The following is a 19,129-nucleotide window of genomic DNA, read 5'->3' on the forward strand; positions in this document are numbered from 1 at the left end:
GTCCTTGTCGTTAACGCAAAACCTTAGGTGTAATGCTTCTGTGGAAGCCATCCCACGTTTCGCTGGCAGGCTGGTGAAGGTTCTGCAAAGGGAAAAGTGCTGGAACCGACCCCATGCTGGCACCACCGTCTACAAATAGTGTTTGCCCAGTGATGAAGTTCGCACCCTTGCTTAGTAGAAAGCACACCGTAGAAGCGATTTCAGCTTCGCTGGCAATTCGTCCTAGCGGAACCGCGTGCTTTAGGTTTTGAATAGCGTGTTTCATATCTTCGGGGTAGGTGTCTAGCCCTGACGATGCTACCCACCCAGGCGCAATAGCATTGACCCTGACGCCAAATGACCCCCATTCCCACGCCGCGGTTTTAGTGAGGTTTTCAACGCCTGCTCGGGCGGCACCAGAATGTCCCATACCCGGCATACCATTTTTGTTGTCAGCGGTAATGTTGACAATATTGCCGCCATGATTTTTAAAGTGCTTACTGAATAGGGCTTTAGCCATTAGAAAGCCTCCAATTAAATTAGTTTGAATAACGCGTTCAAAACCGTTTTGGGATATGTGCGAGAGTGGGGCGCGAAACTGACCGCCCGCCATGTTTACCAACCCGTGCACGCGTTTATGCTTTTCAAGCAATTCGTTTACGGTGTGTGATACGTCATCTTCACTACGTATATCAAGCGTGTAATAACAGGCTGTGCCTCCATCGCTTTTGATTTCTGCAGTGGTGTTCACAAGCTTATCTTCACTTCGGCCAATCAAAATAACGGTTGCACCTAATGAGGCAAGTTCATGGGCAGTACACCGTCCTATACCACTGCCTCCTCCAGTTATAACAATCGTTTGCTTTAAAAAACTTCCTGCTGCTAACGTTGATTGATATGGCATTCACTCACCTTTGTGTTTGGTAAAAGGGATCAACGACACTGGCACGTTAATAGGCATGGTTAATAACGTTTGCGCTGCTGATTTGCCCTGGCTATCAGTGCGAAGAGATGCGGTGCCGCCGCCTCCTAATGCATCAGTGAGTAAAAAATTGAAGCTGTTAATGCCAGGTAGGGCATACCGAGAAACACTTCCTTTTACTGAATAAGCAAAAAATTGCTTCACCATATCAGCAGTTAGAGCCCGATTTAAAAAGGGAAAGAGCTTTGGATGTCGCGCGATCACCCCAATGTTTAAGTTGTTACCTTTGTCGCCGCTTCGGGCACACACCAACTCAACTAATGGAAGAGAGACTGAGTGCTCATTTTCAAGCTGTACTTCTTGAGTCGGTTCAGGACGACATGCTTCTTTCTGGGATTGAATGGGAGTAGCGTCAGTTTGGTAAGTAGTGTGCGCCACAATGACGTCATTTTTTTGAATACTAACCGAAACCTTATTTTTGTTGATTAAAAACGAGTGCACCCGAATAAGAGGTTGTGGCTTTGGGCGACCGGCGCCAAATCCCGCCATACCAGGCGCAGCCGATGTAGCCAAATACGCCATTTCACTGGCACAAAAATAAAGGGCTTTACTATCACTGTGATGAAGTGTGAATTTGGCTATTACCTCTCGTGTATGTTCTGCATTAGCATGGGGGCCAAAGGTTGCTTCGCTGCCTAATATTTCAATACAGGTGTCTTTAAAAGGCGGCATACCTTTTTCTTCGAGCGCGCGTTCGGTTCTAGCTACTAGCGCATGAATATTGGTAAGTGCTTTTTGTTTTGCGTTAAAGCCAGCAATAAAAAAAGCGCCGGTAAGTTTATAGCCGTCTATGTAGGTTGCACATACCTTATAGTCGTTACCAGGCGCTTTGCCTTTTGCACCATGCACGCGCACGGCGTTGCTATGCATTTGCTCTAAAGATACCAGGGTAAAGTCGCAACAAACATCGGGTAGAAGATAATTCGCAGGGTCGCCAATTTCGTACAGCAGTTGCTCGGCCACTGTGAAGGTTGTTACCAGCCCACCTGTGTTTGGCGGGATCACAATAGTAAACTCGCCGCTTGGTTCAACCTCGGCAATGGGGTAGCTCATGTCTGAAAAGTCGGGCACTTGCTCCCAATCGGTAAAATTTCCCCCGGTGCACTGAGCACCGCATTCGAGCAAATGTCCTGCAAGCGAACCTTGCGCGAGCGCGTTGTAATCGTCATAGCTCCATGAAAACTCATGCATTAAGGGCCCAAGCACGAGCGCGCTGTCTACCACTCTACCTGTAATCACAATATCGGCACCGGTGGCTAACGCATCGGCAATTGGCTGTGCACCTAAATACGCATTCATCGATGCAAGTGCATTGGGTAATTCATTGCCATTATCAAGGTCATGGGTGTTAGTTTCAGCCAAGGTTTCATTGCGCATATCGTTAAGCAAGTTATCACCGTACACGCCTACAATATTCAAATTTAGGTTGAGCTGTGCACACAGCGCATTAAGTGATTCTATACAGGCCGGCACGTTTACTCCCCCCGCATTTGCAATCACTTTTATGCCTTTTTGTGCACAGTCTTGCAGTACGTCTCTCATGGCCACGGTGATAAAGTCGACGGCATAGCCTAGCTTTTCATTCTTTGCTTTGGCTTGCGATAAAATGGCCATTGTTACTTCGGCTAGGTAATCAAAAACAAGGTAATCTATCTCACCTTTTTCAACTAGCTGCCTTGCAGAAAGCTGGCTGTCACCATAAAACGCAGAAGCACCGCCTATACGAACCTTATTTTTATTCATGGATGACCTCATCGGCTTGAAGTATGGTGGCTATGGTTTGTTTAGATTTAACCTGATCGCCAGCTGTAATTGGAGAGAGGTGAACCGTACCTTTTATGGCTGCTTTAAGGGGGTGTTCCATTTTCATCGCTTCCATAATGGCCACCGTATCGCCCGCATTTACGGTACCACCTTGCTCTACAAGAAGAGCAACGATGACACCGTCCATCACTGCATTCACTTGCGCTGTGCCCTGTGTTTTTTGGCTATCTACTTTGCTGTGCGTTACGCAGCTAAACATGAAGTGACCTGTGCCATCGTCAATAAATAGCGTGTTACCGTTCGCAGCGTATGAGGCCGTGCTTCGCAACTTATCTGCTTCTACTACCAGGCTTTGTGGCGTTAAGTCTAATAATGTTAGCGTTACTTCTGTTTTAGTACCTGTGTCGCAGATTCGATAGTGATTAGTGAAAGGCGTAACAGTCATTGATGCGGTGACATCGTTGCATGTAATAATGATGGGGTAAGCAAAGCCCATGGTGTGTTGCCAAGTGGGTGTGAGCTTATTTAATGCATTATCATAAACCAATGCACTGGCATGTTTGTTTTGTGTTAACGCAAACAGCAGTGCAGCTTTCGCTAATATCGAAAACGATGGCGAAAGGCTTCCTTTCATGTCGTCGTGTTGTGCGTGTTGCTCAATAAATGCCGTTGTTACATCGCTTCCCAAGAACGCTGAGCTTTGCACAAGATTTTGTAAAAAGTGTTTATTGGTATTTATTCCAATTATCTGTGTTTCGCGAAGCGCTCTCGCCATTTTTCTAACCGCGCTCGCTCTGCTTTCAGCTTTAACAATTATCTTGGCAAGCATTGGATCGTAATGACTGCTTACTTCCATGTTCTGATAAACGCCGTGGTCGGTTCTAGCGTTCGTGGCAGGTTTCCATACTTTTACCTTCCCAGTTTGTGGCATGAAATTTTTGCGCGGCTCTTCAGCGTACAGGCGTACTTCTATGGCGTGACCGCTTATTTGAATGTCTTCTTGTGTGAAGGGAAGCGATTCTTTACAGGCTACTCGCAGTTGCCATTCAACTAAATCTAGTCCCGTTACTAACTCTGTAACCGGGTGTTCTACCTGCAAGCGCGTGTTCATTTCTAAAAAGTAAAATTGCTTGTCGCTATCAACTAGAAATTCTACCGTGCCTGCACCACAGTAGTTACAAGCCTTTGCAGCAGCCACAGCGGCCTCTCCCATGCGTTTGCGTAATTGCTCATCCACAAACGGCGACGGGGCTTCTTCAATCACTTTTTGGTGCCGGCGTTGAATTGAGCAATCTCTTTCACCTAAATAAAGCGTGTTGCCGCAGCCGTCTGCAAAAATTTGAATTTCTATATGTCGAGGCGCAATTAACGCACGCTCTAAAATAAGTTCGTCATTTCCAAATGCGTTTAAGGCCTCAGATCGAGCCGTAGAAATATGAGCTGCCAAATCACTGGCTTCATGCACTAAACGCATACCCTTGCCGCCACCACCAGCGCTGGCTTTCACCATTAAAGGAAAGCCAATGTTTTTGGCATTTTCTATGAGTGCCGCCTCACTTTGGTCGCCGCCTTCATAGCCTTGAATACAGGGAACATTAGCCTGCAGCATGGCTATTTTTGATAAGCGCTTGCTACCCATCAAGGCTATGGCGTCTGCGTTTGGGCCAATAAAGGTTAAGCCAGCGTCTTCACATGCACGTGCGAAGTCAGCGTTTTCTGATAAAAAGCCATACCCAGGGTGAATAGCGTCTGCCTGTGTTTCAATTGCAGCGTTTATCACTTTTTCACTGTGAAGATACGACGATGTAGGATCGGCAGGACCAACGAAAACAGCTTCATCAGCTTGCAGTACGTGCAGCGCGTTGCGGTCAGCCTCGCTATAAATAGCAACGGTAAAAAAGCCCAGCTTATGTGCGGTTCGAATAATACGACAGGCAATTTCGCCGCGATTAGCAATGAGTATTTTTTGAATATTTCGCGTCATAATGTGTTCACTCACACCAAGAAGGTTTGCGTTTTTGAATGAAGGCTTGGGTTCCTTCCACCCCTTCTTCAGACGTCAGCGACTTAACAAATGCCGTAGCAGCGCCGTCAAGGATCTGTTCAAGTGGCGTGTTATTTAATGCTAATAACAAACGTTTAGTATTTGAGTTTGCTTGCGGTGCGCATTGTTTTATTCGGGCAATCTCTTTGTTTACCTGTTCGGAAATGGCGTTTGTTTGACAAACGCCATGCACTAAACCCAAGCGCAATGCCTGTTCGGCGTTTAGCTTTTCACCAGTAAGTGCCAATCTTTTTGTTTGATCGATCCCAATGCGGCTAGCCACAAATGGCGCTATTTGCGCGGGAATAACACCTAACCCTGTTTCAGGAAGTGCGAAAAAGGCGCTGTCACAGGCAATGGTTATATCTGCTACACAAGCTAAGCCAAAACCGCCGCCAAGTACCGCGCCTTCAACCACAGCAATGACTGGCTTGGCAGAGTGTTTTACTTGAGTAATCATGCGACCAAAACTACGATTGAAGTGCCAAATAGTGTCTTCTCGTTCAGATTCACTTAACGACGATAAATGCATGTCAGAAATATCGCCGCCAGCGCAAAAGTTGCCATGGCTTCCCTGTATTACGACGACCCGTAAATTATTCATATCTTCAACGCGTTCAAAACACTGCATAACCTCTTCAACCAATGTTAAATTCATGGCATTTTTCTTATGCGGGCGGTTAAATTGAATGTGCAATACGTTGTCAGTAAGCCGTGCGGTAATTTCTTTGAATACCATTGATTCTAAGTGGGGCATCCAGTTGTCCTCTTTAGTCAAATTGAGGCCTATAGCCTGCCTACGCCAAAGCTTGTAGGGTGAAGTTGCTTCGTTTTAGCGTGCTGGCAAATAGAAAGAACAAAAGCAACAATCGAGCGGGTATCTCTTGGATCTATAATGCCGTCATCCCACAAGCGAGCAGAATTAGCGAGGGCACGTGATTTAGCTTCCATTACAGAGACGGTATGTTGTTCTAGTGCGGTTAGCTTTTCCTCATCTACGCTGCCACTTCGCATCATTTTGGCGTGAGCAACGGTACGCAGCACACTACCAGCTTGGGCGGGGCCCATCACGGCGACGACTGAGCGGGGCCATGAAAACATAAAGTCAGGCTCAATGCCTCGTCCAGCCATGGCGTAGTTTCCTGCGCCGAATGAACCTGCCAGTACGATGCTAATCTTGGGAACAGTAGCATTGGTAACTGCTTGAATGAGTTTTGCGCCGTGCTTTATGATGCCTGCGCGTTCAGACTCTGTGCCCACCAAGAAGCCGGTGGTGTTGTGTAGAAACAACAAAGGAGTGCCAGCTTGTTCACACAACTGGATAAATTGTGCTGCTTTAGCTGCGCCTTTCGCAGTAATAGGCGCATTGTTGCCAATAACGCCACACGGTTGCCCTTCAATGGTGATGTATCCGCACACGGTGCCCATATCAAACTCGGGTTTAACGTCAACAAAATCCGATTTATCAGCGATACGGGCAATGACTTCACGCACATCAAATGGAGTCTTGGCGTCTTTAGGAACGATGCCAAGTAACTCATCTGAAGTATAAACAGGAGCAACATCGCTAGGTGTAGTAGCTTCGGAAAAATCTCTATTCCAGCTCAGCATTTGCGTGACTTCACGGGCAATGCGAATACCATCGGCATCGCTCTGAGCAATGAAATCTGCTACGCCAGAAACCTCACTGTGCATCTCTGCGCCACCTATTTCTTCGTCAGTGGCTATTTCTCCTGTTGCGGCTTTTAATAAAGGCGGACCTGCAAGGTACACCGTAGATTGATTGCGTATCATAATTACATAGTCTGACAGTCCAGGCTGATACGCACCGCCTGCTGTGGCACTGCCATGCACAACCGTTATTTGCGGAATACCTGCGGCCGACAAGCGAGCCTGCATAGCGAACCCCGCTGCAGAAAACCCAAACCAATCACCTAGCGAAGTAAGGTCGCCGCCACCACTTTGCGATAACGCTATTACCGGTAATTTTTGCTGAAGTGCAATGTGATACAAGCGCAGCCGCTTTTTGCTACCAAGTTCGGTTATGCTGCCACCTTTAGTGAGGTAGTCATCAACCATAACAATACTGCGAGTGTTAGCGACATAACCAATGCCGGCTATTACTCCGCCACCAGCGGCACTGCCGTCTTTGTCGCCTTCTTGCAGATACCCACATAATGTTGAAAGGGGAAGAAACGGCATGTTGGGGTCAAGCAATAAGGCGAGTCGATTGCGTGGTGACAGCAGCCCTTTTTCTTCGTAACGCGGTGCTTTTTCTTGCGCGTTTTGAATGACGTTTTGCTCGATAGTGCGAAATTCGGCAACGGCGTCTTCCATAGCGGCGTAATTGTTACTATAAGATGTACTTTTAACGTCAATATTAGACTGAAGAATGGCCATGACTTAGCTTCCTGCGTGCGCGGTCTGATGTTCCGCAGTGTGATTGAAAAATGGCGTTGTGGCCGCTTTATTGTATTCCCCTTCAAGTTGTTCAATCAGGCTATGTACTGGAATCACTGAGCGAATTCCACTTACGCCATGCCCTGCGCTCCACATGTCTTTCCAAGCGTTACTGCCGCCTAAGTCTAAGTCGACATTTTCTTTACCCTCAATCGACGCCAAGTCTACGCCAGCTCGAGTTATAGAGGGCTTTAAGAAGTGACACTTGACGCCAGTGAAGGTGTCAGTAAACACAAGATCGTCTACGTTGGCGTTAACCAACATGGTTTTGTAATCAGGGTCTACTTCGGCTTCGTTCGTTGCTATAAAGCGTGTGCCCATATAGCTGTAATTAGCGCCTAAAATCTCTGCGGCTCTAATTCCGTAACCATCATTAATAGCGCCAGCAAGTACCAGTGGGCCTTGCCAAAACTCTCTCACTTCACGCAGAAGCGCGAAAGGGCTTACCTCTCCTGCGTGACCGCCAGCACCAGCGGCAACTAAGATTAGGCCGTCTGCGCCTGCTTCAATGGCTTTTCTCGCGTGGGCCACAGTTATTACGTCGTGAAAAACAATGCCCCCCCACTGATGGACTGCATCAATAACAGGTTTAGGATTACCTTGGCTGGTGATAACAAACGGAACTTTATGCTTTTTGACTATCTCGAAGTCGGCATGAAGGCGCTTGTTCGAGGCGTGCACCACCAGATTCACAGCGTACGGCGCCACTTTAGCTGCTGGGTTAGCCTGTTTTTCTTCATCTAAGGCTGCGGTGATGGTGGTCAACCATTCATCTAACGCTGTTTGAGTGCGAGTATTAAAAGCGGGAAAACTACCTACCACGCCATTTTTACACGTGTTAATCACTAAATTTGGGCTAGAAACTAAAAACATGGGGGCGCAAATTACGGGTAACCGCATATTCTTATTCAGCATTTCTTGAACGATGTTCTTCATAAAAATACGTCGCTATCTACGTTTAGGGAAAATGTCCATGTACTTTGCAATAATGCCGAGCATCATTTCGTCGCTACCGCCAGCGATGGATAATATTCGGGTATCGCGATATGCACGCGCAACAGGGTTGTCCCACATAAAACCCATACCGCCCCAATACTGAAGGCAGCCATCGGTAACCTGTCGCCACAGTCGGCCGCTTTTTAGTTTTGCTATTGACGCCAAGTAAGTGGCATCTTTTCCTTCAATATGGTCCTGACACGCCTGCCACGTTAGAGCGCGCAGAGCCTCAATTTCACTTTGCAGTTCAGCTAATTTGAAATGGACGGTTTGGTTGTTGATAACAGGCTGACCAAATGTGTGCCGGTCTTTTGCCCACTCGATGGTGTCGCTTATAATGCGTTCCATTCCTTTCAGCGCACTAGCTGCTGCATACATGCGTTCTTCTTGAAATTGCATCATTTGCATAGTGAAGCCTTTGTTTTCATCTCCAATTAAAAAGCGCTTTGGAACGCGCACATCATCGAAGAAAATTTGGCCAGTGTCGCTGGCGCGCATCCCCAGTTTGTTTAACGGCTTCGAAATAGTTATGCCTGGGGTGTTAAGGGGTACAACAATTAATGATTTATTAGCATGCACTTGCCCGTCGCTTGTGTTTGCTAGCAGGCAAACCCAGTCTGCTTGGGTGGCATTCGTGATCCACATTTTTGTGCCGTTAATAATGAAGTCGTCACCATCTGTACGGGCTGAGGTTTTCAACCCTGCAACATCTGATCCCGCCCCTGGTTCACTCACTCCAATACATGCCACCATGTCGCCGGCAATAGCGGGCGCTAAAAATTCACGTTTTAGTTCATCACTGCCAAATCGCGCCAGGGCTGGGGTGGCCATATCGGTTTGAACGCCGATAGCCATAGGAATAGAACCGCCATACGCTCGGCCTATTTCTTCAGCAAATACCAGGTTGTAACTGTAATCTAAGCCAGCGCCGCCGTAAGCCTCAGGCTTTTGAATACCTAAAAGGCCCAAATTCCCCATCTTTTTAAACAAGCTGTGAAGGGGAGCAATGCCTTCGTGCTCCCATTCGTCAATGAAAGGATCCATCTCTTGATTTACAAAATCGTGAACGGTTTTTCTAAGCGAATTGTGCTCTTCAGTAAATTGCATTTTTCTATCTCTACGAAATTGTGACTGACTTCATAGTAATTTTGTGAGAATAATGTTAACAGTGTGAGTTGGGACAATAGATTGGCCAATCGGGCCAAAGTGGCGAGATCAAAATAGCGAGCTTGAACAGGGAAAGACCATGCTTGAACACGTAACCTTATATGCCAGCGAAAACACCATGGGGCTTAGCATGGGCTTAACCCATGACGTGCTGAAATTTGCTTCAGACCTTCAGCACAAACTGCTTGGAAACGGAATAACGGTGAAGTTAGTGACAATAGACGGTAATCCAACGACAACGTTTAGTGGCCTAGCGATTACTCCAGACTGTGCACTGGCTGATATTGAGGAGACTGATTTGGTAATACTGCACAGTGTGTGGGGTGACATGGAACTATTACTGGCACAACAAGCCGCTCTATACCCAAAGCTACGGCAGTGGCATGGCAAAGGTATTCCAATAATGGCGGCAGCCACAGGCGCTTTTTTTCTCGCACAGGCAGGGCTGCTCAACGAGAGAATGGGCACTACTCACTGGCATAAGCAATCACACTTTGCGCGAGCTTTTCCCAAAGTAAACCTTAGGTCTGATAGATTCATTACTGCCACGGGCGAGCTGTATTGTTCTGCAGGGCTAAATGCTGCACTAGAAATAATTGTTTTTCTAATATCGCGTTTGTCGTGCAAAGCGGTGGGGGAGGCTATAGAGCAAGCGTTTCTGGTAGACTTTCGCCGTGGAGTAACGTCGGAAGCAACGTCGCTCAACCACCAAACCTATCACCAAGACGACGACATTTTAAATATTCAGCAGTGGTTAGAGATACACTTTGCAGAAAAAGTGACCATAGGTGAAATGGCGGCGCGCATAAATATGACTGAACGCACCTTTAAACGCAGGTTTAAAGAAGCTACGGGGGAAACTCCTCTTGGTTACATTCAACAGCTTAGAATAGAACAGGGGAAAGAGTTTCTGAAACACAGCGATAAGAGTGCAGAAGAAATTGCATGGGCAGTGGGGTATCAAGACCCAGGGCATTTTAATCGACTTTTTAAACGAACTTTTGGAATGAATGTTTCATGCTGGCGAGATACTTATCAGCAAACAACAAATAGGCGTTAACGTAGTTTTAGGGCGCTTGTTCAACAATTGGCGTTGAGCCGTTAATACCCCTATTAAACATGCTGCTGCGTGCTACAATAGGTGCAGAACAAACCACCTTAAAGCAGAGCCAAAACCTTGAGTATATTAGTTCGAAACTTACCAAAGACATTTACAAAAGAAAATCTTGAAGACTTGTTTTTCGAGTTTGGCACCATAGCGTCGTGCGACTTGGTGATGGATGAGGCTTCTGGCTTATCTAAGGGCTTTGGTTTCGTAGAAATGAGCACGCAAGAAGAAACCGATAAAGCCATTGAAAAACTTAACGCCAAAACTATCGACGGTAAGAAAATTCGTGTTAAGTGGTCAAATCAAGAGAAGAAGCAGGCTGAAGCGATAGCTAGTGCGCCAGCGCCCAAAAGAGACATTCCCGAAGATGTGTGGGGAAGTGCTTCTCGCAATAGCTCTGAGCGTGAAAACGACGCCGAGTAATACCGAGGGAATACAACTAACAAGCGCTGACAACGAAGGTTGTCAGCGCTCAACCTTCATTTAACCAGATACGGTTGCTGTTTGTACTTGAGTATTGCGAGCAGTCATAACAATGGCCAGCCACACCAGTACACCACCACCGGCAAGCGCTAGGCCTACCCAACCCGTTGATGTATAGCCATAACCCGCTGACAGTGTCATTCCTGCCAACCAAGGGCCAAGTGCATTAGCGGTGTTAAAAGCCGCATGGTTCATGGCGCCGGCTAAAGTCTGAGCCTCGCCAGCGACATCCATAAGCCTTGTTTGCAGCGGCACCACCATGCCACCACCGATACCAATGAAAAACAGTGATGCTGCCATTAAGTATGGATTCCCCATCGACGCAGCGTAAGCTGCAGCTGATAGGCCCAGTAAAACCTGAAACGTAATCGCTGACGTCAGTAGCCTGCCTTCAGAATAGCGGCCTGCAATAATATTGCCCAAGGTTACGCCTATGCCATAGATAAGCAATGTGGCCGAGATTCCCCACTCAGGTGAAGAGGTTGTATTGAGGTAAGAGGCACTGAAGTAAGAATACACGGAGAACATGCCACCAAAGCCAATCGCGCCCATAAGTAGTACCAGCAGCACGTCTTTGTTTTTCAGAGCTTTAAGCTCGGTTAGTGGTTTGGCATCTGGATTAGGGCCGCGGTACGGTGCGGTTTTCCAAACCATTAATGCAGTAACTAACGCAAAGGCTGAAATAATAAAGAAGCCAGTTCGCCATCCGAACATTTGCCCAATACCGCTAATTGACGGCACACCAATAATATTGGCAATAGCCAAGCCTAAAATGACGTTACTGACCGCTTGCGCCCGTTTATTTTTACCGGCAATGTCTGCAGCAAAGAGCATGGCAATGCCGAAGTAAGCGCCATGAGGAAGGCCAGCAATAAAACGCGCTATATTCATTGTCCATTCTGACCACGCTAGTGCTGTTAGCAAGTTTCCGCCAGCATAAAATACCATCATTGAAATAAGCATGGTGCGTCTTGCAAGCCTGGAAAAAAAGATAGTGATAAGCGGCGCGCCCACTACAACACCAATGGCATAAGCACTAATTGCGTGACCAGCGACATTTTCAGTAATGCCAAAATCTTCTGCAAAGTAAGGTAATAAACCCATTGCCGCAAATTCACTGCAACCAATCACAAAGGTTCCGAAAGCCAGCCAAAAGGTTATAGTGGCCAGTGAGTATTCACCCAACGCTGAGTGCTGCTCTGAATAGGCCTGCTTTGAAGAGGCTTGGTCAGAAAGAATCTTGTCAGTTTGATTCGTCATAAACGTCCTTTTGTTCATTGAGTTCAATCACGTACTTAGTGGCTGTTTTAGCGAGGGTCTGTTGAGCTTTGCTGTGCATTTTTACAATGTCTGTGTGTCATCAAAGATAAAAGACGCTCAGCAGACTAGCGCTTTGATGAAACGCAAAAACCGGCTCAACGGAATGTTTGCCGGTTCTCTTCGAATAGTCGCCCTTATCATCGATAATATTTAGCAACCGTCGGTAATATTTAACAATGATCAACAGCCCACAGGTTCGTGCTTTTCGTATTCGTTTAATGCAAGAGATCGTAGCATCGCTCAGATAGCAAGTAACGGTAACTGATAAGGTTTCTTAATCAATTCAGCGATTTAAATGTAGTGCTTTTGTTAATAAATTACGTCGGACCTTTTGCGTTAGAAAGTCGAATGGGCGTTTAAGAAAATCGAAGATGACTGTTTTCTGTGCACAAATATTGGTTACCTTTTAGTTCATCCCTTTGTCATCTTTTAACATTTGTCACGTATTCCAGTCGTGGCGTGAGCACAACGCCGTATCCATACCCCCATTGAAAACAAACTTCTTGACTTTGAGGTGTTCTATATATAGAACGTTCTTTAAATGGAACAACATTGAGTTGGTAAGGTGTGAATCAATCAACGCTCAACATCCTCGGAAGGCATTTGCAGAAACTCAGGCAAGACAAAGGTGTCTCGCTGTCGCAATTGGCAGCAGGGGCAGGTATCGCTAAATCTAACCTTTCAAGATTAGAGCAGGGCAACGGCAACCCGACGCTAGACACCATTTGGCGGTTAGCTAAACAACTAGACGTTCCGTTCGGACAGCTAGTTCAGCCTCTTAGCGCAAGCGTTGGAGAAAAGGGCGTAGAAGTTCGTTTAATTGAGCAAGGACAAGGTATCCCGAACGTTGATGCTTATTGGATGTCGGTTGCACCCAATACTTTTCGAGAGGCAGAAGCTCACGCCACAGGAACAGAAGAAACGATAACCGTTGTTAGCGGCTCTCTGGAAGCTGGGAATAGTGGAAATACTCAATGGCTGCATCCGGGTCAAAGTTTAGCATTTAACGCTGATTTGCCCCACGTATACAAAACGGGGGACGAGTGGGCGACATGTCTTATCACAATCGTTTATCACAAAGAGGCAAAGGAATGAGCCAACTTTCATCAAAAAGTGGACTTAAGCAAGGGGTTATTGACGGGTTACCTTTGTTAGGTGGTTACATTCCTGTAGCCATTTCATTTGGCGTGATCGCAGTTCAAGCCGGTTTTTCTACGCTGGAAGCCACGCTAATTTCCATATTCATTTACGCAGGCGCGTCGCAGTTTCTTTTGGTAGCCATGGTGGCATCAGGTGCGCCACTTTGGCTAGCGGTTTGTATGACGTTATTAGTTAATGTACGTCATGTGGTTTATGCGCCCAACTTGGTGCCTTATTTACCGCAAAGTAAAGCTTGGCCCTATTTAATGCACGGCCTTACTGACCAGATTTTTGCGCTAGCCCATACTCGCTTGCCGCTAATGGACGATGCTAAAAAGGTAGATTGGTTTAAAGGTGTATCGATGGTGGCGTGGCTTAGTTGGATCGTAGGGACAGCGCTTGGCGGTATCGCAGGGGACTCCCTTACCCAACAATGGCCAATATTAGACAGCGTGATGCCCTTTGCTTTACCTGCACTTTTCCTTGTGCTACTCGCGCCTAAATTCTCAAGTAAACTGTGGAGCGCTACCTTGCTCGTTACAATGACGGCGGCTCTCTTTTTGGCTCTCAGCGCCTTTAAAAACGCTGCAATTCCGTTGGCAGCACTATGCGGTGCGATAACCTTTTATTTTCTTACCTCGCACGTTGAAAGGAAGCAATCTCATGCACGTTGATATCTGGATAGCCATTGTTGTTGCAGCCATCGGGACATATGCATTGCGCGTAGGCCCGTTGCTGTGGACTCAGCGTCACTTTAATAAGCACAAAGCGAATAACACCGAAGCGCGCTTACCTGCGTGGCTAAGCGTGTTAGGGCCGCTGATGATTGCCGCCATGCTTGGAGCGTCACTTATTCCAAAAGTACCGTCAGCGGCGAGTTGGATTGCAACGGCAATAGGCACTGTTGTCACTGTGGTTGTTTGGCGCAAATTCAAAAGCTTAGGGCTGCCAGTGTTTTGCGGCGTGCTTTCTTTTGGTGTGGCTTTTGGTATCGCTTTGGTTTAGCGTTGGGCGTAGATGTTAAGTTGCTGGGCTAAGACTTATTCTTACCCAAGGCTTTCTCGCCCCAAATTTCTTCCAAGCGCTGGTCACGCCCACAGTTCCATCGGTAGAACTTATAGCGAACGGGACTTTTTTTATAAAAATCTTGATGGCCAATTTCGTCGCCTTTTATCGGATAAAAGGTAGAAGCATCGAGTATGGGCGTTACCACCTTTTTATTGGGAAATTGGGCTACCACGTCAGCTTTTGTTTTTTCTGCTATAGCACGTTCTTTATCGTTTGCTACAAAGATGGCGCTTAAGTAACTGGGTCCCTTATCACAAAACTGACCTCGGTCATCGAAAGGGTCAATGTTTACCCAAAAATGATCGAGAATATCATTATAAGAAAGCATATCGCCGTCGTAGGTGATCTTTACCGCCTCAAAGTGTCCCTTGTGATTGCCATTATAAGTCGGATTTGGCGCGCTTCCGCCAGTGAACCCCGACACTACATCAGTAACCCCGTCTAGCTTTTCAAAATCAGACTCCATGCACCAAAAGCAGCCCCCAGCTAGTATGGCCTCGTCGGCACTTGTTGATGGCGTAAAAACCGAAGCGCTTAACGCTGTGCTAATTAAAACTGCAGAAAGTGTTAATTTCATCACTCACCTTTTATGTGTTGGTTTAACGTTGAAGCGACCTTCGCGTTTAATTCGTCAGGTCCCAGTTTGCGAAGATATACGGTTAACAAATAAAGAACGGTTTAAGCTGAAATTAATTTCATCGCGGTGCAGCGAGTTAATTCCATTTTTGTTTTACAAGCGCACATTTTTTCTAAGCGCACATTGCGAAGCTTGAGGCTTTGCGCGAAAGCATAGGTACTGAAAAAGACTAGGAGGAGGTAAGTAAAATTTTCATCTCACCCTGTAGTCTTCTTTCAAAAAGGGAACTGTCTCTGATTCCATCATTTACAAGATGATGCTGTAAAGCCGCTATGACAAGGGATAGAGCGATTTCTTATGATCGGCAGAGCACTTGCATCTTATCCAACTACATGAAAATCAGTTTAGTTAAAATGAAAGGAAAGATGATATGTCGATAGTCAAATCAGGTAGTGCAGTTTACAAACCGCTAGGTAAAAAGGGAAAGGGGAGCATTTCTACACAAACCGGTGCTTTATCGAACCAGCCTTATGGTTTTAACACGCGGTTTGAAGATGGAAAGGGAACCAACCCCGAGGAATTAATTGGTGCGGCGCATGCGAGTTGCTTCACCATGGCACTTTCTTTTGCGCTTTCAGATGCGGGATACAATGACGGCGAGTTAAATACCACTGCAAAAATCAGTTTAGAGAAAAACGATGACGGCTTTGAAATAACTCAATCGGCACTAAGCTTAGATGCTGAGGTTGAAGGGATTTCCGAAGATGAGTTTGAGAAAATTGCACAGGAAGCAAAAGAAAATTGCCCAGTATCTCAACTTCTTAATGCCAACATCACATTGGAATACCGATTGAATATTGAATAAGAGATAAAGGTTATTACTACCCTTATCGAAAGATAGGACTCGCTTTGTTAGACAACAGCAGGCAGTTGTTTTTATCAAGTGAAGTATAAAAAAGCGGCTTTAAAAGCCGCTTTTTTGTATAAGATTGTCCCGTCCTAAAATACGTTGACGTAAAGAGGACTTCTTTATGACAACTTCAAGTAATCAAAGACCTAAGCGCACACAGCGTGATTACACATTAGCTTTTAAATTGGGTGTGGTTGAGCGTGTAGAAAAAGGCGAATTCACTTATAAACAGGCACAAGCTCACTTCGGAATACAAGGAAGGTCGACGGTATTAGTTTGGCTCAGAAAGCATGGTAGACTCGACTGGTCGAAACCATTTCAGCATCCACTTATGCCAAGTTCAAAAGAAACACCAGCCGAAAAAATAAAACGCCTCGAGAGAGAATTAGCTGACGAAAAGCTCCGTAATAAAATCCTTAATGGAATGGTAGATATTATGGATAACGAGTATGGAGCGGGTCTCAGAAAAAAGTACTTATCCGGTACGTCTGGCAAGCCAAAACAAGAAAAGAAATAAATTTGGCGGCAGCATGCCGGGTTGTGGGAATATCCAGACAGTCGGTTTACCAGGCTGTTTCTCGCATGGAATGTAGAAGAGCAGAGCTATCGATAATTAAAGATTGGGTACTTTATTGGCGCAAGTATATGCCGCAAATAGGGACGCGCAAGCTCTATAAACTTATAAAACCAAAGCTGGTTGAGCATGGGATTAAACTAGGTCGAGATGGCTTTTTTACTTACTTAAGGAGCGAGGGACTACTCGTTAAGCCAAAGAAAAGCTTTACCAAAACTACATTCAGTAAACATTGGATGAAAAAGCATCCAAATTTACTTAAGGAAGAAGGTCTGCATAATGCAGAGCATGTGCTTGTTAGCGATATCACCTATCTCGAATCCGACCAAGGTGTACACTATCTATCGTTAGTAACAGACTCTAGCACGCGTAAAATTGTAGGGCACCACTTGAGCTTGGATATGAGGGCTGAAAATGTAGTCAAAGCACTGAAGATGGCCGTCAAAGATAAACGATATGCAGATAACAGTGTTCACCACTCAGACAGAGGGCTACAATACTGTTCAGCTATCTACCAGAATGAGTTGAATGCGAATGGGATCCAGCCGTCAATGACAGATGGTTACGACTGTTATCAAAATGCATTAGCAGAACGAATAAACGGTATACTTAAGCAAGAGTTCTTACTCTACCGATGTAAAACAATCGAAGAGTTGAAAATACTCGTTACCGAATCAATTAATATTTACAATGAAATGAGACCGCACTTAGCATTAGATATGGAAACGCCTAACGCAGTGCATAATAGAAAAGGCCAGCTTCGAGAGCTGGCCTAATAACTGTCAACCTATCTTAGGACGACACAGATGTTGATTGCATGACATGAGGTGGCGTTAGTTTATTTCCCAATTACGCCACATGCTACGCGGTCACCACCGCCACCTAACTTTTTAGGTGAATCAGAGTAATTGTCGCCACCTGCGTGAATCATTAAGGCGCGGCCTTCAATATCATCTAACTCAAGCTCTGGTGCAAAGATAGGCTGGGTTGCGTTTCCATTTTCATCAACATAAAGCACGGGTAGATCGCCCTCGTGACCCTTTTCAGACCAAGGAGCACGGTGTTTACCGGTATCTTCTGGATCGAAATGGCCGCCCGCTGCGCCGCCCAACACTTTTTTTCCATCTGTCATTGCTGGTGAACAATCACCATTTTGATGAACATGAAAACCATGAATGCCCGGGGTTAACCCTGACAGATTTGGCGTAAATACTACACCGTCATCATCATAACTGCTCACCACTACTGAGCCCATGCTCATCCCTGTTTCCAGGTTATTCATTATCACTTCTTTTCCATCACTATCATGATGACCTGCGAAACTGCTCGCACTTAACATTAATGTCAGTGAACCTGCTAAGGTAGATAATAAACGTTTCTTCATCGTGTTCTCCTTCACTCAATTATTAACGAATTTGTTAAAAGCATTGAAGTGAGATGAGCATAAAGTGAACCATTGTGGCGCATAACTCAGGGATACTACGAAAGACTAGGAATACTAGGGCGTTGAAGCGACAACCGAGTTGTGTGTTAGCGCATAGCTACTGGCATTTACGGAAATCATTATATTGGTTACGTGAAAAAGTTACCGACCATTACCTTATCTTTTTGGCTTTTCCTTATTATTTTCACTATTTTTGAAGGTAGCCTCTTTATATAGTCTTTGGATATGGAGCCTCTCCATAAGTAGGCGGTACTGTCATACAGAAGTTACAGTGTTAAAACTCAGTAACAATATGGCAGTAGCACTTTTTTCCTATTCGACTTACAGTTAGCTCACATTACATAAGCAAGGGCATAGGTATGTATACACTTTACGGATATCCGAAAACTCGCTCGGTTCGCGTGGCATGGGCACTGGAAGAGCTAGGTTTACCTTTTGAGTACAGCTTAGTTGACTTAAAACAGGGGCAACACCTGTCAGAAGGATTTAAAGCCATCAGTCCTGCCTCTAAAATCCCAGCGCTTTCGACGCCAGAAGGTACCTTGACGGAATCGGCGGCTATCGTCACTTTTTTAGCTGAACGTCACGGCATGCATGAATTCATTCCAGAGCCTGGTAGCTTCGAGCGAGCCAAATATGAAGAAATGATGTTGTTTCTCACCAATGAGTTAGAGCAACCGATTTGGAATTTGGCAAAGCACACCTTTGCACTACCCAAAGAGCAAAGACTTGAACAAATGCGTGATGTAGCGGTGTGGGAGTTTAAGCGCGTGTTGCCAGTATTTTCTTCTATGCTGGGCGATAAAGAATTTGTATGCGGCACCATGTTTACCATGGCCGACATAATAGCAGGTCATATTTTGGCGTGGGCAAAAGGTAGCAAGCTAGATATCACGCTAGACGGTAAAACAGACAATGTATCCGCGTACGCACAACGTGTGTTAGGTCGTGAAGCGTATGAGAGGGCGTGGCGAAAAGAGATGGATCATTTGCCTGAATAAACAGTGCATCCTGAAAAACCTTAAATGAATAGATACCGTGTGAAGATGTGGCTAATTAAGTAAACGTTGAATTGCATTGTACAGCCGGTATGCCTGATATCAGGCGTCAGGT

18 protein-coding genes are annotated in these 19,129 nt (G+C 45.8%); 8 read left to right on the forward strand and 10 right to left on the reverse strand.

The window, feature by feature from the left end:
- Positions 1–10: 10 nt before the first annotated feature.
- From WA381_RS00985 to WA381_RS01015, 7 genes are read right to left on the reverse strand one after another with little or no spacing between them, the layout of a single operon-like run.
- On the reverse strand, positions 11–883 hold the full coding sequence (locus WA381_RS00985) for an SDR family oxidoreductase (RefSeq protein WP_156086831.1): 873 nt from the start codon (positions 881–883) through the stop codon (positions 11–13).
- Entirely contained in the window at positions 884–2,704 is a 1,821-nt protein-coding gene (locus WA381_RS00990) for an acyclic terpene utilization AtuA family protein (protein ID WP_156086830.1), read from the reverse strand. It abuts the gene before it with no gap.
- Positions 2,697–4,709: an acetyl/propionyl/methylcrotonyl-CoA carboxylase subunit alpha gene (locus WA381_RS00995; protein WP_069944905.1), complete on the reverse strand. Its 2,013-nt coding sequence runs from the start codon at positions 4,707–4,709 to the stop codon at positions 2,697–2,699. The genes WA381_RS00990 and WA381_RS00995 overlap by 8 nt, the downstream gene beginning before the upstream one ends.
- A gap of 7 nt (positions 4,710–4,716) precedes the next feature.
- Positions 4,717–5,526 (reverse strand): enoyl-CoA hydratase/isomerase family protein, encoded by an 810-nt coding sequence (locus tag WA381_RS01000; RefSeq protein WP_069944798.1) that lies wholly within the window; start codon positions 5,524–5,526, stop codon positions 4,717–4,719.
- Between the two features lie 29 nt (positions 5,527–5,555).
- Complete coding sequence (locus tag WA381_RS01005) at positions 5,556–7,169, reverse strand: acyl-CoA carboxylase subunit beta (RefSeq protein WP_069944797.1); 1,614 nt, start codon at positions 7,167–7,169, stop codon at positions 5,556–5,558.
- A 3-nt stretch (positions 7,170–7,172) separates the two neighbouring features.
- Complete coding sequence (locus tag WA381_RS01010; RefSeq protein ID WP_069944796.1) at positions 7,173–8,165, reverse strand: NAD(P)H-dependent flavin oxidoreductase; 993 nt, start codon at positions 8,163–8,165, stop codon at positions 7,173–7,175.
- A 12-nt stretch (positions 8,166–8,177) separates the two neighbouring features.
- Positions 8,178–9,332, reverse strand: coding sequence for an acyl-CoA dehydrogenase family protein (locus WA381_RS01015; RefSeq protein ID WP_069944795.1), 1,155 nt, complete (start codon positions 9,330–9,332; stop codon positions 8,178–8,180).
- Between the two features lie 139 nt (positions 9,333–9,471).
- Here WA381_RS01015 and WA381_RS01020 point away from each other — a divergent pair, with 139 nt between their 5' ends.
- Complete coding sequence (locus WA381_RS01020; protein ID WP_069944794.1) at positions 9,472–10,452, forward strand: GlxA family transcriptional regulator; 981 nt, start codon at positions 9,472–9,474, stop codon at positions 10,450–10,452.
- Positions 10,453–10,569: 117 nt separating this feature from the next.
- Positions 10,570–10,923 (forward strand): RNA recognition motif domain-containing protein, encoded by a 354-nt coding sequence (locus tag WA381_RS01025; RefSeq protein WP_069944793.1) that lies wholly within the window; start codon positions 10,570–10,572, stop codon positions 10,921–10,923.
- 60 nt (positions 10,924–10,983) lie between these two features.
- Here the strand turns inward: WA381_RS01025 and WA381_RS01030 are convergent, their stop codons facing one another.
- Positions 10,984–12,243: an MFS transporter gene (locus WA381_RS01030; protein ID WP_039232054.1), complete on the reverse strand. Its 1,260-nt coding sequence runs from the start codon at positions 12,241–12,243 to the stop codon at positions 10,984–10,986.
- Positions 12,244–12,906: 663 nt separating this feature from the next.
- On the opposite strand from WA381_RS01030, the gene WA381_RS01035 reads away from it, so the two are divergent.
- The 3 genes from WA381_RS01035 to WA381_RS01045 are packed head-to-tail and all read left to right on the forward strand — an operon-like array spanning position 12,907 to position 14,448.
- Complete coding sequence (locus tag WA381_RS01035; protein ID WP_080589203.1) at positions 12,907–13,398, forward strand: helix-turn-helix domain-containing protein; 492 nt, start codon at positions 12,907–12,909, stop codon at positions 13,396–13,398.
- On the forward strand, positions 13,395–14,117 hold the full coding sequence (locus tag WA381_RS01040) for an AzlC family ABC transporter permease (protein WP_061095739.1): 723 nt from the start codon (positions 13,395–13,397) through the stop codon (positions 14,115–14,117). Before WA381_RS01035 ends, WA381_RS01040 begins: the two co-directional genes overlap by 4 nt.
- On the forward strand, positions 14,107–14,448 hold the full coding sequence (locus WA381_RS01045; RefSeq protein ID WP_069944792.1) for an AzlD domain-containing protein: 342 nt from the start codon (positions 14,107–14,109) through the stop codon (positions 14,446–14,448). Before WA381_RS01040 ends, WA381_RS01045 begins: the two co-directional genes overlap by 11 nt.
- Positions 14,449–14,476: 28 nt before the next feature.
- Here WA381_RS01045 and msrA read toward each other — a convergent pair whose 3' ends face one another.
- On the reverse strand, positions 14,477–15,088 hold the full coding sequence (msrA, locus tag WA381_RS01050) for a peptide-methionine (S)-S-oxide reductase MsrA (protein WP_069944791.1): 612 nt from the start codon (positions 15,086–15,088) through the stop codon (positions 14,477–14,479).
- A 430-nt stretch (positions 15,089–15,518) separates the two neighbouring features.
- On the opposite strand from msrA, the gene WA381_RS01055 reads away from it, so the two are divergent.
- On the forward strand, positions 15,519–15,953 hold the full coding sequence (locus WA381_RS01055; RefSeq protein ID WP_069944790.1) for an OsmC family protein: 435 nt from the start codon (positions 15,519–15,521) through the stop codon (positions 15,951–15,953).
- 166 nt (positions 15,954–16,119) lie between these two features.
- Positions 16,120–17,348 (forward strand): IS3 family transposase gene (locus WA381_RS01060; RefSeq protein WP_336138556.1). Its coding sequence is split into 2 segments (ribosomal slippage): positions 16,120–16,471 and positions 16,471–17,348, totalling 1,230 coding nucleotides; the frame shifts between segments, so codons are not numbered across the junction.
- Between the two features lie 62 nt (positions 17,349–17,410).
- On the opposite strand, the gene sodC is transcribed toward WA381_RS01060, so the two are convergent.
- Complete coding sequence (gene sodC / locus WA381_RS01065; RefSeq protein ID WP_039226322.1) at positions 17,411–17,956, reverse strand: superoxide dismutase family protein; 546 nt, start codon at positions 17,954–17,956, stop codon at positions 17,411–17,413.
- Positions 17,957–18,375: 419 nt separating this feature from the next.
- Between sodC and WA381_RS01070 the strand changes: the two genes are divergently transcribed.
- On the forward strand, positions 18,376–19,017 hold the full coding sequence (locus tag WA381_RS01070; RefSeq protein ID WP_069944780.1) for a glutathione S-transferase family protein: 642 nt from the start codon (positions 18,376–18,378) through the stop codon (positions 19,015–19,017).
- The last annotated feature ends 112 nt before the right edge of the window (positions 19,018–19,129 follow it).

The sequence above is a fragment of the Alteromonas sp. CH_MED4-4 genome, assembly GCF_037029575.1.
Classification (GTDB): domain Bacteria; phylum Pseudomonadota; class Gammaproteobacteria; order Enterobacterales; family Alteromonadaceae; genus Alteromonas; species Alteromonas macleodii.